Source organism: Nitrospira sp. (assembly GCA_024760545.1).
Classification (GTDB): Bacteria; Nitrospirota; Nitrospiria; order Nitrospirales; family Nitrospiraceae; genus Nitrospira_D.
In genome coordinates, this window is the sequence record CP060501.1 from 337,029 (window position 1) to 360,414 (window position 23,386).

The 23,386-nt window shown below is 56.4% G+C and carries 24 protein-coding genes and 1 pseudogene; 17 read left to right on the plus strand and 8 right to left on the minus strand.

Annotated elements, in window-relative coordinates; genetic code table 11:
- Nucleotides 1–75 precede the first annotated feature (75 nt).
- Nucleotides 76–450, minus strand: a complete 375-nt coding sequence (locus H8K03_01565) for a response regulator transcription factor (protein ID UVT20634.1) — start codon at nt 448–450, stop codon at nt 76–78.
- Between the two features lie 401 nt (nt 451–851).
- Between H8K03_01565 and H8K03_01570 the strand changes: the two are divergent.
- The 5 genes and pseudogenes from H8K03_01570 (at nt 852) to H8K03_01590 (ending at nt 10,026) form a co-directional block, all read left to right on the plus strand.
- Nucleotides 852–3,007: pseudogene (locus H8K03_01570) on the plus strand (SAM-dependent DNA methyltransferase).
- A complete protein-coding gene (locus H8K03_01575) occupies nt 3,004–4,359 on the plus strand; it encodes a restriction endonuclease subunit S (protein UVT20635.1) in 1,356 nt (451 codons plus the stop codon). Before H8K03_01570 ends, H8K03_01575 begins: the two are co-directional and overlap by 4 nt.
- Nucleotides 4,356–5,279 carry an FRG domain-containing protein gene (locus tag H8K03_01580; GenBank protein UVT20636.1) on the plus strand — a complete coding sequence of 308 codons (924 nt, stop codon included), beginning with the start codon at nt 4,356–4,358 and terminating at the stop codon, nt 5,277–5,279. Before H8K03_01575 ends, H8K03_01580 begins: the two co-directional genes overlap by 4 nt.
- 15 nt (nt 5,280–5,294) lie before the next feature.
- On the plus strand, nt 5,295–8,393 hold the full coding sequence (locus tag H8K03_01585) for a type I restriction endonuclease subunit R (GenBank protein UVT20637.1): 3,099 nt from the start codon (nt 5,295–5,297) through the stop codon (nt 8,391–8,393).
- 157 nt (nt 8,394–8,550) lie between these two features.
- Nucleotides 8,551–10,026, plus strand: coding sequence for a hypothetical protein (locus H8K03_01590; protein ID UVT20638.1), 1,476 nt, complete (start codon nt 8,551–8,553; stop codon nt 10,024–10,026).
- Nucleotides 10,027–10,076: 50 nt separating this feature from the next.
- Here H8K03_01590 and H8K03_01595 read toward each other — a convergent pair whose 3' ends face one another.
- The 5 genes from H8K03_01595 to H8K03_01615 form a co-directional block, all read right to left on the minus strand.
- Nucleotides 10,077–10,271, minus strand: a complete 195-nt coding sequence (locus H8K03_01595) for a hypothetical protein (GenBank protein ID UVT20639.1) — start codon at nt 10,269–10,271, stop codon at nt 10,077–10,079.
- 262 nt (nt 10,272–10,533) lie between these two features.
- Nucleotides 10,534–10,806 carry a helix-turn-helix transcriptional regulator gene (locus H8K03_01600; protein ID UVT20640.1) on the minus strand — a complete coding sequence of 91 codons (273 nt, stop codon included), beginning with the start codon at nt 10,804–10,806 and terminating at the stop codon, nt 10,534–10,536.
- Nucleotides 10,803–11,087: a type II toxin-antitoxin system mRNA interferase toxin, RelE/StbE family gene (locus H8K03_01605; GenBank protein ID UVT20641.1), complete on the minus strand. Its 285-nt coding sequence runs from the start codon at nt 11,085–11,087 to the stop codon at nt 10,803–10,805. The genes H8K03_01600 and H8K03_01605 overlap by 4 nt, the downstream gene beginning before the upstream one ends.
- A 123-nt stretch (nt 11,088–11,210) precedes the next feature.
- A complete protein-coding gene (locus tag H8K03_01610; protein ID UVT20642.1) occupies nt 11,211–11,399 on the minus strand; it encodes a type II toxin-antitoxin system HicB family antitoxin in 189 nt (62 codons plus the stop codon).
- A 170-nt stretch (nt 11,400–11,569) separates the two neighbouring features.
- Complete coding sequence (locus H8K03_01615; GenBank protein ID UVT20643.1) at nt 11,570–12,256, minus strand: hypothetical protein; 687 nt, start codon at nt 12,254–12,256, stop codon at nt 11,570–11,572.
- Between the two features lie 128 nt (nt 12,257–12,384).
- Between H8K03_01615 and H8K03_01620 the strand changes: the two genes are divergently transcribed.
- From H8K03_01620 to H8K03_01635, 4 genes are all read left to right on the plus strand, one after another.
- Nucleotides 12,385–12,783 carry a YjbQ family protein gene (locus H8K03_01620; protein ID UVT20644.1) on the plus strand — a complete coding sequence of 133 codons (399 nt, stop codon included), beginning with the start codon at nt 12,385–12,387 and terminating at the stop codon, nt 12,781–12,783.
- Between the two features lie 177 nt (nt 12,784–12,960).
- Nucleotides 12,961–13,212: a DUF433 domain-containing protein gene (locus tag H8K03_01625; GenBank protein ID UVT20645.1), complete on the plus strand. Its 252-nt coding sequence runs from the start codon at nt 12,961–12,963 to the stop codon at nt 13,210–13,212.
- 3 nt (nt 13,213–13,215) lie between these two features.
- The gene (locus H8K03_01630; GenBank protein UVT20646.1) at nt 13,216–13,572 is read left to right on the plus strand and encodes a DUF5615 family PIN-like protein; all 357 of its coding nucleotides are present in this window, start codon (nt 13,216–13,218) and stop codon (nt 13,570–13,572) included.
- A gap of 136 nt (nt 13,573–13,708) precedes the next feature.
- Nucleotides 13,709–13,999, plus strand: a complete 291-nt coding sequence (locus H8K03_01635) for a BrnA antitoxin family protein (GenBank protein ID UVT20647.1) — start codon at nt 13,709–13,711, stop codon at nt 13,997–13,999.
- 86 nt (nt 14,000–14,085) lie between these two features.
- Here H8K03_01635 and H8K03_01640 read toward each other — a convergent pair whose 3' ends face one another.
- Entirely contained in the window at nt 14,086–14,772 is a 687-nt protein-coding gene (locus tag H8K03_01640; GenBank protein ID UVT20648.1) for a zinc metallopeptidase, read from the minus strand.
- A gap of 150 nt (nt 14,773–14,922) precedes the next feature.
- Between H8K03_01640 and H8K03_01645 the strand changes: the two genes are divergently transcribed.
- From H8K03_01645 to H8K03_01655, 3 genes are all read left to right on the plus strand, one after another.
- The gene (locus tag H8K03_01645; GenBank protein ID UVT20649.1) at nt 14,923–15,675 is read left to right on the plus strand and encodes a dienelactone hydrolase family protein; all 753 of its coding nucleotides are present in this window, start codon (nt 14,923–14,925) and stop codon (nt 15,673–15,675) included.
- A gap of 5 nt (nt 15,676–15,680) precedes the next feature.
- Nucleotides 15,681–15,911, plus strand: a complete 231-nt coding sequence (locus tag H8K03_01650) for a hypothetical protein (protein ID UVT20650.1) — start codon at nt 15,681–15,683, stop codon at nt 15,909–15,911.
- A gap of 75 nt (nt 15,912–15,986) precedes the next feature.
- Nucleotides 15,987–17,180 carry a geranylgeranyl reductase family protein gene (locus H8K03_01655; GenBank protein UVT20651.1) on the plus strand — a complete coding sequence of 398 codons (1,194 nt, stop codon included), beginning with the start codon at nt 15,987–15,989 and terminating at the stop codon, nt 17,178–17,180.
- A gap of 42 nt (nt 17,181–17,222) precedes the next feature.
- Here the strand turns inward: H8K03_01655 and H8K03_01660 are convergent, their stop codons facing one another.
- Nucleotides 17,223–17,951, minus strand: coding sequence for an outer membrane beta-barrel protein (locus tag H8K03_01660; protein UVT20652.1), 729 nt, complete (start codon nt 17,949–17,951; stop codon nt 17,223–17,225).
- A gap of 270 nt (nt 17,952–18,221) precedes the next feature.
- Here H8K03_01660 and lepB point away from each other — a divergent pair, with 270 nt between their 5' ends.
- From lepB to H8K03_01685, 5 genes are all read left to right on the plus strand, one after another.
- Nucleotides 18,222–19,172 (plus strand): signal peptidase I, encoded by a 951-nt coding sequence (gene lepB, locus H8K03_01665; GenBank protein UVT20653.1) that lies wholly within the window; start codon nt 18,222–18,224, stop codon nt 19,170–19,172.
- A 190-nt stretch (nt 19,173–19,362) separates the two neighbouring features.
- Nucleotides 19,363–21,693, plus strand: coding sequence for a SpoIIE family protein phosphatase (locus H8K03_01670; protein UVT20654.1), 2,331 nt, complete (start codon nt 19,363–19,365; stop codon nt 21,691–21,693).
- Between the two features lie 97 nt (nt 21,694–21,790).
- Entirely contained in the window at nt 21,791–22,135 is a 345-nt protein-coding gene (locus tag H8K03_01675; protein ID UVT20655.1) for an STAS domain-containing protein, read from the plus strand.
- Between the two features lie 201 nt (nt 22,136–22,336).
- A complete protein-coding gene (locus tag H8K03_01680) occupies nt 22,337–22,720 on the plus strand; it encodes an STAS domain-containing protein (protein UVT20656.1) in 384 nt (127 codons plus the stop codon).
- A 93-nt stretch (nt 22,721–22,813) separates the two neighbouring features.
- Nucleotides 22,814–23,386: a hypothetical protein gene (locus tag H8K03_01685; GenBank protein ID UVT20657.1), complete on the plus strand. Its 573-nt coding sequence runs from the start codon at nt 22,814–22,816 to the stop codon at nt 23,384–23,386.

Below are 23,386 nucleotides of genomic sequence, written 5' to 3' on the forward strand. Positions count from 1 at the left end.
ATGGCACCAAAACGTTACAGGAAATCGCGGGGTGGGTCGCCACAGTTCCGTCAGCGGCCTAGCAGATGGAAGAACTTATTTTGCGGGAGCCAGGAGTTGCTGGAGAGTGGCTATCAGCTCGTCGACTTTGATGGGCTTTTGGACATACGAGGCGGCGCCCAGCTTCAGCGCCTTCTCCTCGCCCTCGTTGGGAGGGCGGACCGTGATCACGATCACCGGCACATGGCTCAGGAACTTGTTGGCTTTGAGCCGTTCCAAGATGAGGAAACCATCGCCTCCGGGCAGGCCCAGATCGAGCAGAATGGCTTGGGGTTGATGCGTCCGGGCCACGCTCATGGCTTGCATCCCATCGGCCGCCCACACCGGCGCATAGCCATGCGATTGGAGGACAGCATTCAGCAAGGCCCAGCTATCGGCACTGTCATCGATGACCAGAATCTTGGGTTTCATACCGTCCCTCGTGGTTCGAGCACCCCTGGCCCCTCCATGGGCCCTTCTATTGAAGTGTACCTCCTATTCAGACTTTTCGCTTGCCCCGGAAGGATTTCTTCCAGGAGTGGGGTGAGCGCACCAGCGCTGGCAACTGACCAGGAGGGTAGAGCAGGTAATTCTTCACACCAGGTCGTCATTCCTTAGAGGGGAAGTCTTCGTGTACCCGTACGCCGAGCCCGTTCGGGTTAATGGGAGGATGGGTTACGTACTTATCAGAGGGGACGTGATTTCTGAGAGGGAAACGGGTAAGCTCCGGCGGAAAATTAGGAGAAACACAAGTCTTTAACTTACTTCTGCGGCAACGAATGTTCCCCAAACATATCTCGAGAGTTATGCCTTACACAAAGCGAGGGTAATTGATGGTTACTGAAACTCATTCCCAAATGGCCAATTTCATCTGGGGTATTTGCAACTTGCTGCGCGGGCCTTACAAACGGAACGAGTATCGCAAAGTCATCCTTCCGCTCACCGTTCTGCGCCGTTTCGATTGCGTTCTGGCTCCGACGAAACTGCAAGTGCTGAAGGAGCATGCCGTCATTAAGACGAAGGGCGAAAACATCATCCGACACCGGTTTCCCAACTTACCAAAGTGCCCTTTTACAATCTCTCCAAATTCACGATGGCGAAGCCTGAAAAAGGCAGCGGGCTCAACGGCCTTCTTGATGATCCTAACCACCTCGCGCCAAACCTCAATAGCTACATCAATGGGTTTTCTCCTAACGTCCGCGCTATCATGGAGCGGTTCAAGTTAAGCGAGCAAATCGCCTACATGGCCGAGAAGGACCTGCTGTACCTCGTCATCAACGCCTTCATCGAACCGAAGATCGATCTATCGCCTGAACGTGTGGACCCCATGCAGATGGGGTACGTCTTCGAGGAACTCATCCGGATCGGCGCGGAACAATCGAACGAGGAAGCGGGAGAACACTTCACTCCACGCGAAGTGATCAAGCTGATGGTTAACCTGCTCCTCTCGCCGGAGAAAGATCTGGCCCGCAGCCACGTCGTCAAAACCATTTACGATCCCGCTTGCGGAACGGGAGGCATGTTGTCCGTTTCTGAAAAGTACATACGTGACCTCAATGCCGATGCACAGCCCAAGCTCTTCGGGCAGGATTGGAACGACGAAGCCTGGGCTGTCTGCAAGTCGGATATGCTCATTAAAGGCGAGGACGCCGACAACATCATCCTCGGTGACACGTTCACGAAAGACGGGTTCGATCGTACGTCGGATGGCATGAAATGGACGTTCGATTACATGCTGGCCAATCCACCTTTTGGCGTGGAGTGGAAGCAGCAACAGAGATACATTGAGAACGAGCGTGACTCCCTTGGCTTCAGTGGGCGCTTCGGCGCTGGCACACCCCGAGTAAACGATGGTGCGCTGCTCTTCCTTCAGCACATGTTGTCGAAGATGCGCGCCCCGCAGGACGGCGGCAGCCGCTTAGCCATCGTCTTCAACGGTTCGCCGCTTTTCACAGGTGATGCGGGTGGAGGCGAAAGTGAAATCCGACGCTGGATCATCGAGAATGACTGGCTGGAAGCCATCGTTGCGCTGCCTGAACAGCTTTTCTACAACACCGGCATCTCCACCTACCTCTGGGTCCTCACGAACCGGAAGGAAAAGCCCCGCAAGGGTAAGGTGCAGCTCATTGATGCCCGACAGTTCTGGGTGCAGATGGAAAAGAGCCTCGGCAACAAACGCCGCCGCATCGGCGATCCATCGGATAAGGAAAAAGATCCTGACCACATCGGTGAAATCACCAAGATCTTTGGCAAGTTCAAGAATGACGAGACACGTACATTCATCGAAGAAGACCCTATCACGCACCAATCCATCCAGCGCCAGCGAGTAGTCAGCAAGATTTTCGACAACGAAGACTTTGGCTACCACAAGATCACCGTCGAACGTCCGATGCGGCTGAACTTCCAGGCCAGCGCCGAACGCATCGTCCGGCTCGACGACGAGAGCGGTTTCAAGAACCTCGCCAGTAGTACGAAGAAAGACCCTGTCGCCCGCGAAAAAGAAATCGAAGCCGGCAAGCGGCGGCAGAAGGATATCCGCGAACTGCTCCGTGCCTTTGACCACGCAACTAAGCAGAAGCTCTTCAAGGACCGGAAGGAGTTCCTCACGGTGCTCCGCGATGTGGACCGTACGCGCGGCGTGCGCCTAAGTGCCCCCGAACTCAAGGCCGTGATCGCTGCCCTTGGTGAACGCGACGAGACCGCTGAGATCTGCCGTGACCGCGACGGCCAGCCCGAGCCGGACGCAGACCTGCGCGACACCGAGACGGTGCCGCTCAAGGAAAGTATCGAGGAATATCTCAAACGTGAGGTACTACCCCACGTGCCAGATGCGTGGATTGACCACGGTAAGACTAAGGTGGGCTACGAAATCCCTCTCAACCGTCACTTCTACCGCTACGAACCGCCACGCCCGCTAGAGGTTATTGAAAATGATATCAAGGCGCTGGAGGACGACATCGTAAAGTTACTCAAAGAGGTCACCTCGTGAAGCTCCAGCCCTATCCACACTACAAACCCAGCGGTGTGGAATGGCTGGGCGACGTACCGAAGCATTGGGAAGTAAAGCGGTTGAAATGGATTGGCGATTCGATCATCGGATTAACCTATTCACCTGATGAGCTGGTGAATGAAGAAGAAGGCACGCTTGTTTTAAGGGCTTCAAATATCCAGGACGGGAGGATTGTTCTTGATGACAATGTCTTCGTGTCGTCTGAAATTCCTCGAAAGCTGCGGACTCGGGCGCATGATCTCCTTATTTGTTCCCGGAACGGAAGCCGTGATTTGGTTGGGAAAACTGCGCTTATTACAAAACAGGAAGAAGGTCTGACTTTTGGGGCATTCACCACGATCTTCAGGAGCGCATCTAACGACTTTGCGTTCTGGGTTTTCAATTCAGGACTATTCAAATTCCAAGCAGGGCTTTACCAAACTTCGACGATTTATCAACTCACTATCGGAACATTGAACTCATTCCATGTTCCTATGCCACCTCCCGTTGAACAACGAGCCATCGCGGCGTTTCTCGAACGGGAGATGGGGCGGGTGGACCGGTTGATGGCTAAGAAGAGGGACTTGATCGCGCGGCTGAGGGAGAAACGCACCGCGCTCATCTCTCGCACCGTCACGCGCGGCCTACCGCCCACCGCAGCCCGTGCCGCCGGTCTCTCAGAAAACCCACTACTCAAACCGTCCGGCTTGGACTGGCACGGCGAAATTCCGAAACATTGGCAAGTGCTGCCATTCACGAAATATGTGGCGGAAAAATCTGACTACCGCGGAAAGACCCCGGACAAGCAGCCCGATGGCGTATTTCTTGTCACCGCAAGGAACGTTCGGATGGGATTTATCGATTACGAATCGTCCCAGGAGTTCATCGCCAAGGAAGACTACAACGAAGTGATGCGGCGAGGACTGCCGAAGAAAGGAGACATTCTGTTCACCACCGAAGCTCCGCTCGGAAATGTTGCGCTCGTGGACCGTGAGGACATTGCTTTGGCCCAGCGCATTATCCGTTTCCGAATGAGTCCGGCTCACTTTGATAGCGAGTTTATCTTGTTCGCAATGATGTCCGACCACTTCCAGGTTCAGCTCAAGTCGCTTTCGACTGGCTCAACGGCGGAAGGACTTAAGGCAAGTAAACTGCCCATCCTTCGACTCATAGCGCCGCCCCTCCCCGAACAAGTCGCCATCGCCACATATCTCGACAAGGAGACGGCGAAGCTAGACGCACTAGTGGGGAAGGTGGAGGAGGCGGTGGAGCGATTGCAGGAATACCGCACGGCCCTAATCACCGCCGCCGTGACGGGAAAGATTGATGTGCGGATGGTAACCGCGCCATGAGCACGCCGTTCGTCATTGAGAGTTTCGAAGAATACCTTTCCACCGTCCGTAAGGAGTTACCAAAGGCGCGGATCTACTTCCGTGGTCAGAACAAAATAGTGAACGCGGGTTACCTTCTCAAACCATCCATCGGGCGATACCAGAAGCTGGAATCCATCTCACTGTTCCAGCGCGATCAAGTAGAGCGAGAGGTCCTCGGAGTATTCACTAATCATTTGCTCACCTACGTTCGCCACCTACCTCGCAATGATTGGGAAGCACTGGCTATTGCCCAGCAACATGGACTTCCTACGCGCTTCATGGATTGGACCACCAATCCGCTCGTCGCCCTATACTTCGCTGTTCGAGAAACGAAGCTAGATGATAATGACGTGCCCCTGGACAGCGCAGTGTATGTACTGACTAGCGAGCCGTTGCGTTTTAGTGACCTTGGTCGCCCAAGCGAAGATTCGATCACGCCTGTCCCTGATTCCGCGACAACTCCGGTGTCGATTCCCTCCGCTTATTCAGATTTCGGTGTCGACGACACCACCATGTCAGAAACTGATACTGGGTCAAAGATAAGTTCTGCAACTAGTGCTATGGGTGCTGTTCTAGCGCCGGAACAGAAAGAAGTGGTCAAAGAGGAGGAAGGGTCTCTGATAACCCCTTTTGAGATCAGTGAGAACGTCATTTACCATCCTCCGCATGTGTCGCCTCGTATCCGGGCGCAAGATGCGGTCCTCCTCGCTTGCCATCAGCCAATGCTTTCATTAGAGGAGAAGGATTATTTGGAGATAGTTATCAAGCACGAGGCTCATGATGACATCCGCCGTCGTCTTGACCAGTATGGGGTCTTTGATAAGCAACTGTTTCCAGATCTTGATGGAATCGCAAAATGGTTAAAGTACCGGGTATTTGAGATCGATGGCCAGTGTTAGATAGGAATATCCTTCATGTCAGGCCAAACCAACGAGCGGGCTTTTGAGATCTATGTTGAGGAGATCCTGTTGACGCGCGGTGGCTGGGCATCCGGCAGCAATGCGGAGTGGGACAAGGAGCGTGCGTTGTTTCCGGTGCAGATATTTGCGTTCCTTCAGGACACACAGAGTGATCTATGGAATGAGATGCGCAAGCTGCACGCGGAGAGTTTGGAAACACTGTTGCTAATAACGTTGGTCAAGGAACTAGATGCCAAAGGGACACTACATATCTTGCGGCATGGGTTCAAGTTTTTCGGTAAGACCTTTCGGCTCGCCTACTTCAAACCTGCTCACGGCGCCAACTACGAAGTGTTGGAGAAGTTTGGCAAGAACCGACTGACAGTGACACGTCAGGTGCCGTGCCATCCCGGTGACAACCGCACGCTGGATATGGTGCTGAGCGTGAATGGCATGCCGGTGGCGACGATTGAGCTGAAGAATCCTGGCACTGGACAGAACTGGCGGCATGCTGTGCGCCAGTACAAGGAAGACCGCGATCCACGTGCACCGATCTTTGAGTTTAAGAAGCGGGCGCTGGTGCATTTCGCTGCCGATCCCGATGAAGTGTACATGACTACGCGGCTGGCTGGTGCGAACACGTCCTTTCTACCGTTCAACCGTGGGAGTCATCCCGGCCAAATCATTTGCGGTGAAGGCAACCCGCCGTATGAGTCCGGCTATCGGACCGGGTACTTCTGGGAAGACATACTGCAGTTTGGGAGCTTCATGGATATCCTTGGCTCCTTTCTGTTTCTTGAAAAGAAAGAGGGCAAGCAGGACGACGGCCGTGGCGGCCAGCGCCTCGTCACTCACGAGACGATCGTGTTCCCACGCTTTCACCAACTGGATGCTGTCCGCAAGCTTGTTGCCGCAGCGCGTACGGAAGGTCCTGGCCAGAACTATCTAATCCAACACTCCGCCGGCAGTGGTAAAACGAACAGCATCTCCTGGCTCTCACACCGGCTCGCCAGTCTGCACGATTCCAACGACGCGAAGGTGTTCGATTGCGTGGTCGTCATCACCGACCGGCAGGTGTTGGACCGACAGTTGCAGGATGCGATCTACCAGATAGAACACGCGCAAGGAGTCGTAAAAGCGATTGACCAGGATTCTAAGCAGCTCGCGGCGGCCCTTATTGACGGCACGAAGATTGTCATCACTACGTTGCAGAAGTTTCCATTTGTATTACGCGGGCTGCTGTATGCCGCCGGTGCAGAGACACAGGAGGATGCTACGGCGGAACAGCGAGCCGAGGCTGCCAAATGGGAGGCGGAGATTGCAAGGCGGCGTTATGCCGTCATCGTCGACGAGGCGCACTCCAGCCAGACCGGTGAAACCGCGCGCGAGTTGAAAGCGATCCTCGGTGTATCGACCACAGCTGAAAGCGATGAGGATTTACCGGACTGGGAAGATCGGCTGAACCAGATCATGCAATCACGCGGCAAGCAACTGAATCTCAGCTTTTTCGCCTTTACCGCGACACCCAAAGGCAAGACGCTGGAGTTGTTTGGGCGGAAATGGGCGAACGGGTTGCCGGAGGCCTTTCATCTCTATTCGATGCGGCAAGCGATTGAGGAAGGCTTTATTCTAGACATCGTCAAGAACTATACGACTTACGCAACCTATTATCGGCTCGTGAAGGCGATTGAGGATGATCCCAATCTGCCTAAGAAGAAGGCGGCCCGATCATTGGCCAAATTCATGAGCCTGCACCCGCACAATATCGAGCAAAAGACCGAGGTAATGATCGAGCACTTCCGGCAGAAGGTGAAGAGCCATCTCGGCGGACGCGCCAAGGCGATGGTCGTAACGTCGTCGCGCCTGCACGCCGTCCGATACATGCAGGCCTTTGAGCGGTACATCGCGGAGAACAAGATTTCCGATGTGCGTCCGCTCGTCGCCTTCAGCGGCACGGTTAAGGACCCTGACTCTGGTCTCGAATACACCGAGCCGGGAATGAACAAGGATTGCATGACAGACGAATCCATCAGCGAAAAACGACTACCAGAGCGGTTTGCCTCGCCTGATTATCAAGTCTTGCTCGTGGCGAATAAATACCAGACTGGATTTGATCAGCCTCTGCTCTGTGCGATGTACGTGGATAAACGCCTCGACGGCGTGCAAGCCGTACAGACCCTGTCTAGGCTTAACCGCAAGATCCCTGGCAAAGAGAATCCGTTCGTCCTGGATTTTGTGAATGACGCCGCGGACATCTACCGGGCGTTCAAACCCTATTACGATGCTACGAGCCTGCAGGAAGCCTCAGACCCTCAGAAGCTGGAGACGTTGAAGCATGAACTGGATGCGGTGCAGATCTACTTCTGGAGCGAGGTGGAGGCTTTTGCGAAGGTATTTTACAAGCCCATTGCTCGCCAGAGCGCGCAGGATCACGCTGGTATGCACCTCCACCTTCAACCAGCGGTCGATCGGTTCAAGGCGATGCAGGATGACATGAGGCGAAGCGAGTTTCATGAGAAGCTGAAGGGCTATGTGAACCTCTACTCATTCTTGAGCCAAGTCATGCCCTGGTGTGATCCAGGACTAGAGATGTTGTATAGCTTCGGGCGATTCCTCTTGCCGCATCTGCCGCTCGATCGCGCTGCTGAGCGAGTGAAGATTGGAGACGAAGTTGGACTGCAATACTACCGCCTTCAACGTATCTATTCGGGAGAGATTGATTTGCGAGAAGGAGAACCGGAATGGGTCAAGAGCCCTACGCATGTGGGCACAGGCAAGGCAAGGGAAGAGAAAGCTCCGCTTTCAGAAATCATCAAGGTGCTGAACGAACGCTTTGGCACGAGCTTTACCGACGAAGACCGATTCTTCTTCGAGCAGATTCGCGAGAAGGCCACTCACAACGAACAGGTCGTCAAGCTCAAGCGAGCCAATCCATTCGACAAGTTTCAGCTCGGCCTACGCCAGCTACTTGAGAATCTCATGGTAGAGCGCATGGCCGACAACGACAAGATCGTGACCCGCTACATGGACGATAAAGAGTTTGGAGACGCAGCATTCGCCGTCTTAGCGAAATCAATTTATGAATCAATCCCATCCGAAAAGGCAGAGCCGTAACAAAGTTGATAGTGGATAAATAGACGAGAAAGTTACGGTGATTAGTTTTTCGACCTTATGTCACGTCCCTTGATCTTGTATTGGAACCTTCTACTTGCGCCTCTAATGAGCATGTAAGTCAGTGTAGGGCTAAGGAGGACGTATGAGGAGTTGGCGGATGGCGATGCGCTGCGGCTCTGGTGGTACGTCTATGTGGCCAGTATGTAGGGAGCAGGGCATCGCTGCTATTACATACAGGAGGGTTTCAAAAACAGACCTATCCAAAGTTGCTGAGAGAGAGTTTTTGCGCGTATGTGGTGGGCTATCTGTCCCTAGAAAAGTTAGCTTGCATCGGCTCGCGTATGAGATGAAGCCAGGAGATGTCATATACGTAAAGGAAGGTCATAAGATAATCGGTAAGGGAACAATTAAGGGTGGAAAGGCGAGACCCTACATTTTTGATTCGCATACTCGGATTATTGATGAGAATGGCACTCTGTGGTCACACCAGGTTCCGGTCCATTGGGATGATACTTGGCTGCCAATAGAGATTATGGTGGGCAAATCCCAACGATATGCCATCGAACCGATAGACCTGGTTGATGTGGCACGCCTGACCCGCAAACGCGTAGCAGTCGGTACTAATAGCCTCTCAACCTATATCGCACGTGTCTGTTGGAATACCAAAAACTGGATACAGCCTAGTGGAGATGCATCTGAATCGGAAGCGGATGGAACATATGCCTCAGAGAATGGTTTCGGTCATGAAGAGTGGTTATTCAACTTTCAATGGATGATAGACGGATGGAAGCATGGTTTCCTCCAGCCTATTAACAGATCGATCCAGAAACTGAAGGGCTCTAATATAAACTTACGACTATTTACCATAACGGCTGATAGGAATAGACAATATATAGGGGAGATCAATCGCTGCACGGTCTTGAATGACGCGCAAGCTTCGGATGCCGTAAGAATATACAAAAAGAGCGGATGGTTGAGCCAAATGCGGCGACAGATTCATGCAGTATCCGGCGATACCTCCGCTCTCCAATGTTCACCACTTGAGTTGTTCAATATCCGTTTCAAACCCGAGGATGCTACGCTGTACGCCCCTCCTATCCCCGTAAAAAATAACGACTATGTGAACAGGCTGAACCGGTATTCCCTGGTATCGCTAACAGGCAGAAGAGCTTCGGTGGAAAAGCAATGGAGAGGACGAGTTGGATCCACGAAAGACAAGCCCACAGGCAAGCAAAAAAGGACTGGGCGTGGAGATACGCTCGTGGACTTAGTCCACAACGAACTGCAAAATGAGCTGGCCTCCTTATTAAAAACAAAATACGGTAGGAAGGCCGTTGTCGTTGAAGAAAACTTTGTCGATATTTGCCTAAAGGTAAAAAGGCGGGTCGTCTTTATAGAGGTTAAATCCGACCCGAGAGCAGTACAGGCAGTTAGGCAAGCTATTGGGCAACTTCTCCAGTATTACTTTATTGCAAAAACTAATGGCGGTCCCCCGACTGAATTAATCGTTGCAGCTCCGGGCACAGCAAATGCTGAAAAACAGTTCGTTGATCACCTCCGCACAAAATGGAAGTTGCCCATCAGATACGTATGCTTTAGAAGCGGAATGAAGGAGTCGGAAATCGATATTTAAAGCGAATCGTCTTCCGCTTGATTAAGACAACAAAGGGTCGGGAGTCTTTGTTACGGGGTGGCTGGGCGCAATTCCATCGGCGCTTCGCGCATGTCGTTTGCCAAGTCGGGATGGCTTTCGGTGAGCTTCGCCAAATCGGCTTGTTGGGCATTCTGCAGCGTGAACCGGTAGGGACGGTCGTGCGAGAGATACCGGGGGACCAGGATATGGAGCCGCCCGATGTAGCGGACCGCGCCTGGTTCCACCTGTACTTATGGGTCTGCAAGCCGGATTGCCGGCGTTGTATTTTGATGTGATGTCGGGTCGAACGCGGGAGGACTCAGACCCCGCCCACTGACCGGCGTTTCGAAACTTGGTGTCCTATCGACCCTGTGAGGCAAATCGGGCTATGACGACCTGTCGTTGCCCGACTCCACCATGGCTATGGAATAGGCAGACGAACGGGAGTAGCCGGGCGCAGAATGCGACCAGAGCCCCTCGACCTGCTCCGATAGTTCCGCGGTAGACCTAAGCTGCGGTCTGTTTGCTCTTTCTGATGTCCCATCCTGGAAACACCAGGACGGCGGGATGGCACTGGAGCGCGCGCGCCAGCGTCTTGGCTCGTTCGAGGCCAAGATTGATGGTGTTGTTCTCGATGGCGGAAAGCGTGGATTGTGGAATCTTAGTCAGTCTGGCCAACTCGCTCTGTGTGAGTTCCTGGAGCTCGCGAACGATCCGGACCGATTCTCCCACCGATACGGTGATCCGTCTTCGTGCCGGACGAACGTCTTTGGTCTTCATGATTTCCTCCGGTAATCGTGAGCGGTCACATCCATGACCACCACCGCCAGGCCCTGTTCATCGATCTGATAGATCACCCGATACTGTTCGCCAAGCCGGGACGACCGATGTCCTCTCCATACTCCTTGAAGGAGTTCATCGTGGAAACCCTTGATCAGGCGAAGCCCTACGGGGCCGGAGATCTGCACGATATCCTTCCACTTCTCATACCGCTTGAGGATTTCTTTCGGGAGACGATCCAGCCGCTTGGCAGCTCGGCGGTGTTCGTAGATCTCCCACATTCCACTTATGCCATACCATATTTGGTATGGCTAGGCAACCGCCGCACGCCGCGCCTCTTCCGCTGACCGCACGACTACAAAAGTCGAACAAAGGGACCGGGAGTCTTTTTACTCGACAAACACCTACGTGTGGAGGCGGCGTTCGAGTTCGGCAGGATCGGCGCATTCGAGAAAGAGTTCGACGGCTTCTTTGAGATTGGCCGTAGCTGATTCGACCGTATCTTCCTGGCTAGCCACGTCCAGTTCAGGACAGAGGGCGACGTAGCCTGAGCCTTCCTTTTCGACGATCGCCGTGTAGCTCGTTGTCGCCATCGCACCATTCCTTGTTGCTCAATGCCATCAAATGCTCACAGGCCGCAATATAGCCGATCCCTTTCCCAATGCCCAGCATGTCGTGAACTACGGCCACGAGAGGCAAGAAACGAGGGGGATTGCGGAGAAAACAAAGGGGTCGGGAGTCTTTTCCGCTCGTCACATAGCCGTTACGGGGTGGCCGGGCGCAATTCCATCGGCGCTTCGCGCACAGCGCTCGCCAAGTCTGGATGGCTTTCGGCGAGCTTCGCCACATCCGCTTGTTGGGCATTCTCCAGCGTGAACCGATAGGGACGGTCATGCGAGAGATACCGGGGGACCAGGATATGGAGCCGCCCGATGTAGCGGACTGCGCCTGGTTCCACCGTGAACACGGCTTTGATGTCGCCGCCGAGTCCCATGAAGCCTGACGCCTGGAAGGAGCGAATGAGGTAGCGGCCGGGACGCAACCGCGAGACGAACAGTTTGGCTTCATCGGCCTTGCTCGTCAGTTCATACGTGTCGGCATAGGGGCTGAGCCCTTCGGGATCGCCGGGCTGAATCTGGACGACATTGAGGATGAAGGTCTCGTTGGCGAGGGGCTGGATGTTCGACGGCCTCTCGGGCTTTTCTGGTTCGACCTCCACCGATCCAACGACCACGCCCCATTCGTTACCCGGCACGGCGATGCGGTCGCCTGACATGTCGAGGGACTTCGCGCACGAGGTCGAGACCAGCAGGCCGGCGACCAAAACGATTCTGCCCCACCGCAAAGTCGCGCGACCAGCTGTTACAGATGACGGAATGTAGTCGGTCCTCATAGCGTTGGCATTGTCTCTCGGTGGATTCGCTGGAATCAATCGTTTTGTCAGTTGCATGGTCTCATAGTCTTCCTATAGACCGTGGAGAACTCAGAGGTCGTAAGTTTTTAGGTCGCCGTTCACTCTTGCCACAACCCTTTCAGCTTCCTAGAATGAAACTTCTCCATCTTTGAGGGTGTGCTCCCATGGCCGAAGTGCTCCGCATCAAAACCTCAGCTCCCAAAGAGGTCGTGGATTTGACCGATCGGCTTGAGGCGATAGTCCGGAAAGCCAAGCTGCAGGACGGAGTCTGCGTGCTGTTTGTCACGCACACGACGGCGGCCGTGACAACGGGGGAGATTGGGGAGGGGACGGAGCAGGATCTGTTACAAGTCGTCGAGAAGATGATCCCACGCATTCAGTTTCAACACGCGCATAATCCCGCGCATGCCTGGTCGCACATGGCCTCGTCGATTCTCGGTCCGTCGCTGACGGTGCCGGTCTCGGGCGGGAAGCTGGTGCTCGGCACGTGGCAATCGGTGATGCTGGTCGAACTGGACGGCCCGCGCGAGCGCACGGTGCACGTGACATTGATGCCGGCGTGAGGTGAACCCAAGGCACAAGAGCAATTAATGTCTTCAACTCAAGGATTGAAGGCTGGTGACGTCCAATCGGGTCATCCAGATGGGAGGCTGTGTGGTGGTTGAAGATGATGGCGACTGACTGTCTGCGACTGCTTAAGTGTGGTATGCTACGCATGTTTGACGTTTCGGGAGCCTCTCATGACTACACATCGAATTGAGATGAACTCCAAAGTGATGATGGGCAAGCCTGTCATCCGGGGCACGCGCATTCCCGTCGAGCTGATCCTTCGAAAACTCAGTGAAGGGGCAACAGAAGCCGATCTGCTTGATGCCTACCCTCGGCTGACCAAAGCCGATATCCAAGCCGCCATCGGCTATGCAGCCGATACCGTAGCACATGAGGAAACGGTGATGGTGGGTGCCCCATCGCGCAAGAGAACCAAACGCTAATCCGTGCGCTTCCTAGCCGACGAAAGCTGTGATTTCTCCGTTGTGCGGGCGCTTCGGTCCGTTGGCCATGATGTGGTGGCGGTGGCAGAACTGTCGCCGGGCTCTGATGACGCGGCAGTTATGGATCTGGCGCATCGTCAAGGGCGCATTCTCCTAACGGAAGACAAGGACTTCGGACAGCTCGTCTACGCACACTCGCAAATGTCTCACGGCGTCATTCTCTTTCGTTATCCTGCAAACGCTCGAAAGATTCTTCCAGCGGCTGTCGTGAATCTCGTCGCCGAGGCTCAGGATGAGTTGCCTGGAAGCTTCATTGTGATGAGCCCGGGTCGCATTCGAATCGGCAGGAGTAAGCAGTAGCACTCACTATACAGGGGGGGGTGAATTGAAGGGCTCTGGGTAGGATGCTGCCGGAGAATTGATCGGGATCGCGGTGAGCGCGGAATGACAGAAATCCCTGCGCGCGACATGAGTCCTAAGGAACGGAGAACCTACCATGCGCAAGCTCAAAAGCAGACCGACGTTCAAGACTGAGCAAGCGGAGGCCGCTTTTTGGGCTTCACACGATTCTACGGCGTATGTCGACTACTCCAAGGGACGCCGGCTGTTGTTCCCGCGCCTGAAACCGTCGACGGAAACTATTTCCCTCCGCCTGCCCAAGTCGCTGCTGGACCAACTCAAGACCTTGGCCAACAAGCGCGACGTACCGTATCAAACCCTCTTGAAGCTGTTTGTGCTTGAACGCGTACAGGCTGAACTTCGCCCGCGACCTGCCAAAGCTTCGTGACGCCGGTCCTCTCCTCACGCCTGGAAGGCGAACAATCACCGGCGAGCTCGATGCCGTTTTGGACCAAGTTCGAGTGAGTGGCCTGCTTATCGCCGCAGGAAGGCGATCCAGCGCCACAGGTTCAGCAGGCTGGCTAGGGAAGCCGCCACATAGGTCAGTGCGGCTGCGGTAAGAATGCTGTGTGCCCCTTGCTCATCTTCAGGTGTCAGGTAGTTGCCCTGCCGGAGTACGGGAAGGGCGCGCCTAAAGCTGGCATCCCACTCGACTGGGAGCGTGACGAGGTGGACCAGCGTGGCGATCCCCATCGTCGCCATTCCGGCCATCATGACGACGACACTCGCGACCGGGGTTCGGGCTACTGCTCCCGCGATCGGAATCCCCATCATCAGGACCGCTCCGACCTTCTCCGCGCTCTGCGCGACTTTCACGAGCTTGGTGCGTTCCGCGAGCGGCTGGTACCCCAGGTGGTCTTGAATGGCGTGCCCGACCTCGTGGGCGGCGACCGTAATCGCCGTGAGAGATTTCCCATCGAAGATCGCGGGTGTCAGGCGGACTGCTTTGCTGAGAGGATCGTAGTGGTCGCCCTTCTCGGTCGGTTCGACTTTGATGTGCTGCAAGTCGAATCGATTGAGCAGGTGTCTGGCCAATTCGCCCCCGGTTCCCGGATAGTCGTCGCGGGGCGCGCTATGCTTGGCAAACACCCGCCTGGTCCACAGTTGCGGTCCGACGAGGACCAGGGCAGCCACGATCAAGAATAGGATGAGACGCACCATGGATCAATCTTCCCCTCTGGTACAGGCTAACACAATTGAAGACAGGAACTGAAAATTTGGCTACAATCCCTCGCCATTGAGCGATCAACGAGTTCCTTGCATGGAAGATTTGTAAGGACCTCGAAATTCCAAGACCGTCACTGAGAAAGCATGACCATCACTGACAGCGAATCGGCTGATATTCCCACCCCGACGGGGTCTATGCGAACCTATGTCTTTCGCCCTGTGGCAGGGGGCCGCTATCCGGGACTGATCTTGTACTCCGAGATTTTCCAGGTCACGGGACCTATCCGGCGCATGGCGGCGATGCTGGCGGGCCATGGCTTCATGGTGGCGGTACCGGAGATTTTCCACGAGCTGGAGCCGGCGGGTACGGTCCTCGTCTACGACGAGGCCGGCGCGGCACGTGGGAATCGGCATAAGATCACCAAAACTCTGGCGAGCTACGACGGCGATGCGCGCGCGGCGCTGGACTATCTGGCGTCGTCACCGCACTGCACGGGCAAGTTGGGCGTGGTGGGCATTTGTATCGGGGGGCATCTGGCGTTTCGCGCGGCGATGCAGCGTGATGTGCTGGCCGCTGCCTGTTTCTACGCGACCGACATCCACAAGCGCAGCTTGGGGCAGGGCATGCATGACGACAGTTTGGACCGGATCGGCGAGATCGCGGGCGAGTTGCTGATGATCTGGGGCCGGCAGGACCCGCACATTCCCCGCGAAGGTCGGGCGCTCATCTACAACGCGCTGAGCGACGCCGGCGCGCATTTCCAGTGGCATGAGTTCAATGCCGTGCACGCCTTCATGCGCGACGAAGGTCCCCGGTACGATCCCGCCGCGGCCCGGATCGGCTACGACATGGCGTTGGAGTTATTCCACCGTCGGTTGGGCGAAGGGGGAACATAATCTCCATGTCTGGTGGATCCGACTTCAGCTTTTTCGAATCACTGACCGGCGACCACCGCCGCCGGTTCTACGAACGCCATCGGAGGCTTGCGCTGCTCATGATTGTTATCTTGTTGCTCGCTCCGTTTGCCGGGCTGTACGTGACGGGCCTGCTCGGATCGGTGGTCGGCGTGCTGCTGTCCGTCGCTGCCTACTATCTGACGCCCCCTCTCTGGATCATGCTCGATCTCCAATAGCCTTCTCGTGTCAGATAGGTTCTGGAGGTAAGAAGGTGTCAGGATCTTTCCTCATAATAGCCACATGCGTGATGCATGAACTTCGCATATGACGTCATTGTCGTCGGTAGTGGACCGGCTGGTGCTCTCGCCGCGTGGAGGCTGGCGAAGGCGGGTGTGGCAGTCGCCGTGATCGAGAAAGCCGCGTTGCCGCGGTACAAGACGTGCGGCGGCGGGATCGTTGGACGGGCCATGCAGGCGCTTCCTGTGGACATGCGCCATGTGATCGAACAGGAATGTCATACTGCTCAGCTGAATGTTCTTCCTCCGGGATTGTCGTTCACCACACGTCGACCGTCTCCCATCGTCTCCATGACGATGCGGTCTCGGTTTGACGGTACCCTTCTTTCAGCCGCTCAAGCAGCCGGGGCTGTCCTCCACCAACGCTGCGCGCTCGAGGACGTCTCGCTCCACGACGGTGTCGTTACGGTTGCCACCAACGCGGGCCCGATGCGTGCCAAGTTCGTGGTGGCCGCCGATGGAGCGCTCAGCCCGGTCGCGCGAAAAATGGGTCTCGCCGATGGACGCACACTCATTCCGGCGCTCGAGTACGAAGTGACGGTGCCCCATACCCGGTTGGATAGCTTTCACGGCACGGCGAGATTTGATTTTGGATTACTCCCCCATGGGTACGCGTGGGTCTTTCCCAAGAAGCATCACGTGTCGGTCGGGGTTCTGTCGATGGCACAACGGAGAAGCGACCTCAAGTCCTCGATGGCGCGCTATCTCGACACGCTCGGCTGTGGTTCCGTCATGTCGATCGAGCCACACGGCTTCGTCATTCCCATCCGGCCCCGCAAAGGACCGTTTGTCGACAAGCGCGTCGTGTTGGTCGGTGATGCCGCAGGGTTTGCCGACCCCGTCACCGGAGAAGGCATTTCGTTCGCCCTTCAAAGCGGCCTGATGGCAGCACAATCCTTGCTTGATGGGAATCTTGAAGAGGAGTCGGTCAGAAGCACATACACCAGCGCGCTGGCTGATACGATCCTTCCTGAACTGCGAACCGGACAAGTGCTGGCCCGGCTGCTGTACCACTTTCCCCGCACACGCTCGTGGGTGTTTTCGCGGCAGGGTCAGCGGCTCTGTGAAGCGGTCACGGACGTGATGACCGGGAAGCGGACCTATCGAGACCTGGCGTTCAATCCGCGAACTCTGTTCCGGATGCTGTCGCCTCACTCCTTCACGCACTCTGGGTACCGTCCTGCACGGCCGCGCGATGATCAGGCATGACCGTGCAGAACAGGTCCCGGCAGGCTTCTCGTGCCATCGGAATCAGAAGCGAAAGGACACCCCCGCGATGGCGTGATGGGAGTCGTAGGTCGTTTTGAATGTTTCTGTGGCCGGGGCCGGCGTGGTGTTCTGAAAATCCAATTCGCTGGTGAAATGAGTGAAGCGATATTGTGCGAATGCCCCGATCCGTTTGGTGATCATGAAGGTCGCTCCGGCGTCGACCTTCACGCCGAGGGACACGTTGGTGGAGCTTTGTCCGCCCGGCTGAACGAACGTGTTCTGGCCTGCATAGGTAATGAATATGGTCGGCCCGGCGGCGAGAAACGGCTGGACACGCCCATGGACGAATTGTTCGTCTCGAAGGAGCGGGAGCCGCAGACGCAGGACATCAAAGCCGATTCCCCAAGCCGGCAAGCTCCAATGGGCGGTTTGTACGGTGCTGCCCCCGGTACCGGTCACGCCCACCTGTTGTCCCGTGGGCGTCTTGAGGTGAAAGAAGAAGACGTCCAACCCGAATCCAAGCCAGTCCATTTTTGGATTGTCCAGCCAGTACCCTCCACGCGCGCCGGCCGTCCAACTATTGTTCACGCCGAGGTTGTGGTACGTCGTCGTGGTCCCCAACGAGCTCGTGACCGTAAGGTCCGGGCTCGAGGTCACGACTGCCCCGGTGTAGGCATCACCATACCATTCAGCAGATCCATCGCTTGGATATACGATAAGCCCCGTGCACAGCGCGAGACTCAGAACGCCGATGATCGTTCGACAGGTCATGATCGTGCTTCTCCCTGGTGAATAAATCTTCTTACCCCCAATTACATACCGGCTGCCGCTTCTTGGCCAGCACTATTCGATTTTTCGAACGTCGCATGTCATGCATGGAACACGGTTTTGGCCCTCTGTGTTCGAGATGGCTTTCCCATTGAGTCCTCCTGCGGTATCCTATCCTCATCCACAAGCCGGTAGAGGTGCTGACTGAACTGCAAGCTTCTCACGCGTGCGCCCCGCATCTTCGGGACATCTTCGAATCGCACAGTTGTCTCCGTGCTCGCCCTCTGCATCGGTCTCTGGGGTGGATGCGGCACGGCCCCTGTCCCTGTTGGTTCCCCCGATCGGGAGCCCAGAACTGCCTTTCAGCGACTCGCCCAGCTGGAGGTGTCTTCCGACCGTCTGTTCCAGGCGGTCGCCGATCAAGCCGATGTGGCGGGGTTCAGCCATCAGCTTCAGCTCCAGTCTGATCTCGCCGACCCGCTCACCCCCTTCGACATGGAGCGAATCGCGCAGTCGTTTGTGGGCGCGCTAAAAATTATGCTGTTCGATCTGGCTCCGGCGCACTTCTGGGAGCACCATCTCGCGCAATACTATGTCTCGACGCTGCAGGCCGATGAAGCTCAGGTGCTGGCCGATGGATATGAGAAGGAGCTTCTTATGGAATCGTCCAGACTGCGGGAACTCCGCCGGGATTTTGTCAACGAGCGTCTGCAGGCCCTGTTACCGGCGGCACGAGCCCAGTCACATCTGTTCGAGGTCTCGAGCCCGGCGATGGTGCCCGCTTTTTTGCCGGGCGATCATGTCATCGTGAACACGGCCGCCTATCGTGCGGCCCGACCCCGGCGGGGGGATGTCGTCGTCTTCCGTTATCCGGACGATGCGGGACAGCTGTTTCTCCACCGCGTGATCGGGGTTCCCGGTGATCGAATCGAGATCCGTAACCAGGTGGTCTCTGTGAACGGTCAGGCATTGGCGGAACCCTACGTCCAACATACGGATACCTCCATCATGGCGGGGAATGTGCGTGATCACCTTGGGCCGGTGACGGTGCCGCCCGAGTCGTACTTTGTCATGGGGGACAACCGGGAGAACAGTTTGGATAGCCGTTTCTTGGGATCGGTCGGTGAGAAGTACATGCTTGGACGGGTCGTGTTCATTTACTGGTCGGTGGATGCCACCACGAAGACGCCGCGCTGGGATCGCCTGAATCAGCGGGTGCCGTAACCGCGGTCCGCTATACGACGAATCTTCCCATCTCCCGGCGGCCGTCAGCTTGCGAGGTAGAGGTCAACGTGATAGGAGTTTGCGATTGTCCGATTTCTGACCGTGCCGGGTCCGATTATCCAAAGCCCGTGGCTGTTTGAGATGATGTCCAATCCGCGTATGTCGAGAACGTCCCGACAGGAGTTTTAGCTTGCTCGGAGTTTGCGATTCGGTCCTTGCCTTCTCGGCGATGCTGCTCGGCGGCCCCGCCGCCTACGTGATCGTCAGCATCGCCGAACGGATGCGCGCGACGGACCAAAGCCGTGTCAAGATGCAGTGGCTTGCGATCGGCGCGGTTGCCGCCGGTCTGGAAATGTGGGCCATCCACTTCATCGGCAATTTGGCGTTCTGCCCGCCCATTCCGGCGGCACAAGACGTCGCGTTCGCCATTATTTCCATCCTGTCCGCCGGCACAGCCGGAGCCGTGGCCATCTATCTGATCAGCACCCATGACGGGAGCGAGCTCCGGCTCGTGTGCGGCGGCATGATCATGGGCGCGTGCATCATCATGACTCATTTCACCAGCTTGATGGCGATCCATCAGTTGGTGGATCTCAACCAGGACTGGTCCAGCTTTATCCTGTCGAATGTGGTGATCGTTGGGTTGGGCGTCATGGTTCTTGTGATCGGCGGCTGGAACGCTACGTCCGGGGGCTGGCGGGTCATGGAAAAGGCGACCGCGATGGGGGTCGCGATATCCGCCGGCCACTTCACCGGGATGGTCCCCGCGTATAGTATGTCTAGCGTGCTGACCGGTAGTCCGCCCCCGGGGATCGAAGTCGAGCTGCTCGCGGTCGTCGCGGTGTCGCTTTCGACGCTCCTGGCCATCATCGATCGCCATGTGACGATCGCATCACGCCTGGCGCGAGATAGTCAGGCTCGGATGATCGAGGCCATCGAAAGCGTCCCGCAAGGGTTTTCGCTCTTCGACGTGGACGACCGTCTGGTGATCTGTAACCGCAAGTACCGCGAGGTGGTGTCACAGCCTGGCGACGAAGTTCAACCCGGCGACTCGTTCGAATCGATCATTCGCCGCATTGCGAAACGGGGCGACATACCGGCAGCGATCGGGGATGTCGATGCCTGGGTGAAGATGCGCCTCGACATGCACCGCAATCCCCAAGGACCGTACATTCAACACCGGTCCAGTGGAGAGTGGGTCATGATTAACGAGAGGAAGACACAAGATGGCGGCACAGTTGCGGTGACAACCGACATTACGGCCCTGAAAAACGCGGAACAGGCCGCAGAGGACGCCAAGGCGCGGTTGGCCGGCTCGTTGGCGTTGGTGAAAGCCGCGAAAGCCCGCATGCAGGAAGAACTGAATGTCGGCCGCGATATTCAGAGGAGCATGCTGCCGCGCGTCTTTCCGGCCTTTCCGGATCGGAAGGAACTTGAGCTGTATGCCGTTCTTGAGCCGGCCATGGAGGTTGGGGGCGATCTCTACGATTTCTTTATGGTCGATGACCGCCGGCTCTGTTTCGTGGTCGGCGATGTGTCCGGGAACGGGGTTCCCGCCGCGCTGTTCATGGCGATGACCAAGATCATGGTCAAAACACGGGCGGCGTCTGATCCGTCTCCAGCCAGCATCGTCACCCATGTGAACGACGCGCTCAGCCAGGACAACGATTCCTGCATGTTTGTGACCTTGTATCTGGGAATCTTGAACCTCCGCGACGGCACGCTCGTCACGACGAACGCGGGTCACAATCAGCCCTTGCTGAAGCGACGGAGCGGGCGGTTCGAGTGGCTGACGGCCCAAGACGGCCCCCTGGTCGGTCCCATGCCGGGCATCGCTTACAAGGAAAGCACGATGCGATTGGGGCCCGGGGATGAGCTGTTCTTGTACACCGACGGGGTCACCGAAGCCGATAACAGGAAGCGCGAACTGTTCGGCAACGACCGGTTGAAAATGGTCCTCGACCAATCCGGAAATGTCTCGGTCGTCGATCGCCTCGGTGCGGTCATGAACGCGGTCAAGACCTTTTCCGGCAACGCGCCGCAGACGGACGATATCACGATGTTGGGGTTGCGGTATCATGGCGTTGTTCCGTCCGAGTTGCCGGCCGAGGCCTTCCGTCAAACGATGACCAACCAATTGACGGCCATTCCGGACCTGCAGATGGCCTTTGAGCAGTACATCACACAGTGGGAAAGGGCCAGGCCGCTGATGCCCACCATCAACATGGCACTCGATGACTTGCTCAACAATGTCGTGCAATATGCCTTCCCCAACGATCCGGGAGAGCATCCCATCCAGGTGGAAGGCGAAGTGCGCGATGGGTACGTCGTACTGACCATTACCGATGACGGCATTCCGTTCAACCCCTTGACGGTCGCGCCTCCGGATCTGTCGCTGCTGCTGCATGAACGTGAGATCGGGGGATTGGGAATTCACTTGGTGCGCTCCATGTTTGATGTGGTGACGTACCATCGTGCCATAGGACACAACGTCCTGACGGTGAAAAAAAAGCTGGCATGAGGCGCCGCTCTCATCAGACGCTCCGGCAATATCAGATCAGGACCACCCATCCCGGGAGGTTCCTGCGAGGGTCAAGGAAGACAGAAGGAGGAGAGACATGACTGTCGTATCACGTCAGAGCGGTACCGTAATGATCGTCACCCCCCAAGGCCGGTTCGACACCAACGGCGCGCCCGAAGTTGAGCGTGTCCTGATGGAGCACATTGAACGCGGAGTGAAACAGATTGTGCTCGATCTCTCCAATGTAGAATACGTGTCATCGATCGGATTGCGCGTGATTCTCAAAGCCGTGATGGCGATGACCCGAATAGGCGGGAGAGTGGTGCTCTGCGATGGGAACGACCACGTCCGCACGGTGCTCCAGTTGAGTGGGGCGATGATCATGGCCCTCCATGCCTCCACGCTGGACGAAGCCATCTTGAAGGTACAAGCGGCCGGCTAATGCCTCTCCGGGAGGAAACATCCCGGGCATCTCAGGACCTCCTCGCTGGGACGAGGTTACCTTTCAGCGTCGTTGATATTATCGGACGATCTGTGGCATAAGCGTTTCCAGCCGTCATGGGCCCGACGGCCTCGGAAGGGATCATTAAGAGCTTTGCGGTTACGACTAAGGGGAGTTTTCTTACAGTAAAGGAGCGACACAATGGACCAAGGGACTCGACATACGTTGTTGGTGTCTTCCCATGAGAACGCCGGGATCACGTTCGTCAATATGCACGGCAGCCTCGCGGCCACGACCGCCGAACACGGGACTGAAGAAATGAAAAAGGTCGTCGATGGCGGCGCGAAGAAGGTCATCGTCAACCTGGCGGATGTCGACTATATCAGCAGCGGAGGCATACGGGTCCTGATGCTGGCGCATAAACAGCTCAACAATGTTCAGGGTGAGATGAAAATTGCCGCCGCGAAGGGCATGGTCAAGCAAGCCCTTGAGGCAAGCGGCTTCAATCTCCTGAACCGTGTGTACGGAGGCAACATTCAGCTCTGCAATACGGAAGAGGAGGCAGTGGCCGCCTTCAAAGCATAGCTGCGTCGCACCACCACCCCGATAGCGGTTGAGCCCAGCGAACACATCTTGGAATACCATGTCCTGCGCCTATCGTCATCCAGTGAATCCCTGATGGCTTCTCCTTCCGGCACTCCCAGACCAGATTCCTTTACGCAACGCTGCCGCGATCTTGTGCGTACGTGTACCTATAAAGATATCGTGGGGTGCATCATCTACGCGCCGCCGATCGTCTTCATGATCGGCCCTGCTTCCATCGTCGCCGATGCGCCTATCATTGCCATCGTCGTCCAGAGCCTTGTGGGCTTTGCGCTCAGTTGCGTGTTGCACCACATGGGACATCGATTCCTGACGGCAGTGGCGAATGAACCGCGCAGGGTCTATTTGTCCCGGTCCCGGTGCTTGCCTGGAACGTTCACCTTGACGCAGTTTTTGTGGATGATGGAACTGATCGTCGGCGCGGCGGTATTCAGCGCGATCCTGGGGAAACGATGCATACAGGCGGGCGACATGGTCGGCCTACTGGGGGGCCTGAGCCTGTTCGGGTTCGCGCTCGTTCTGTATTTTGTTCCCGTTCATCTGGGGCGGCTGTGGATCAGCCGTCATGATCCGGCCATGACGCTCGTGGGTCCGACTGAAGAGGTCATCAAGACGTCGCTTCCCGGAATACGATGGATGTCCAGGTAA

Bases quoted from the DNA above. Each gene is read 5' to 3' on its own strand.
- H8K03_01565 (UVT20634.1), bottom strand. From the start codon at position 450: ATGAAACCCAAGATTCTGGTCATCGATGACAGTGCCGATAGCTGGGCC.
- H8K03_01580 (UVT20636.1), top strand. From the start codon at position 4,356: ATGAGCACGCCGTTCGTCATTGAGAGTTTCGAAGAATACCTTTCCACC.
- H8K03_01585 (UVT20637.1), top strand. From the start codon at position 5,295: ATGTCAGGCCAAACCAACGAGCGGGCTTTTGAGATCTATGTTGAGGAG.
- H8K03_01590 (UVT20638.1), top strand. From the start codon at position 8,551: ATGGCGATGCGCTGCGGCTCTGGTGGTACGTCTATGTGGCCAGTATGT.
- H8K03_01600 (UVT20640.1), bottom strand. From the start codon at position 10,806: ATGAAGACCAAAGACGTTCGTCCGGCACGAAGACGGATCACCGTATCG.
- H8K03_01605 (UVT20641.1), bottom strand. From the start codon at position 11,087: ATGTGGGAGATCTACGAACACCGCCGAGCTGCCAAGCGGCTGGATCGT.
- H8K03_01610 (UVT20642.1), bottom strand. From the start codon at position 11,399: ATGGCGACAACGAGCTACACGGCGATCGTCGAAAAGGAAGGCTCAGGC.
- H8K03_01615 (UVT20643.1), bottom strand. From the start codon at position 12,256: ATGCAACTGACAAAACGATTGATTCCAGCGAATCCACCGAGAGACAAT.
- H8K03_01620 (UVT20644.1), top strand. From the start codon at position 12,385: ATGGCCGAAGTGCTCCGCATCAAAACCTCAGCTCCCAAAGAGGTCGTG.
- H8K03_01625 (UVT20645.1), top strand. From the start codon at position 12,961: ATGACTACACATCGAATTGAGATGAACTCCAAAGTGATGATGGGCAAG.
- H8K03_01635 (UVT20647.1), top strand. From the start codon at position 13,709: ATGCGCAAGCTCAAAAGCAGACCGACGTTCAAGACTGAGCAAGCGGAG.
- H8K03_01640 (UVT20648.1), bottom strand. From the start codon at position 14,772: ATGGTGCGTCTCATCCTATTCTTGATCGTGGCTGCCCTGGTCCTCGTC.
- H8K03_01645 (UVT20649.1), top strand. From the start codon at position 14,923: ATGACCATCACTGACAGCGAATCGGCTGATATTCCCACCCCGACGGGG.
- H8K03_01650 (UVT20650.1), top strand. From the start codon at position 15,681: ATGTCTGGTGGATCCGACTTCAGCTTTTTCGAATCACTGACCGGCGAC.
- H8K03_01655 (UVT20651.1), top strand. From the start codon at position 15,987: ATGAACTTCGCATATGACGTCATTGTCGTCGGTAGTGGACCGGCTGGT.
- H8K03_01660 (UVT20652.1), bottom strand. From the start codon at position 17,951: ATGACCTGTCGAACGATCATCGGCGTTCTGAGTCTCGCGCTGTGCACG.
- H8K03_01675 (UVT20655.1), top strand. From the start codon at position 21,791: ATGACTGTCGTATCACGTCAGAGCGGTACCGTAATGATCGTCACCCCC.
- H8K03_01680 (UVT20656.1), top strand. From the start codon at position 22,337: ATGGACCAAGGGACTCGACATACGTTGTTGGTGTCTTCCCATGAGAAC.
- H8K03_01685 (UVT20657.1), top strand. From the start codon at position 22,814: ATGGCTTCTCCTTCCGGCACTCCCAGACCAGATTCCTTTACGCAACGC.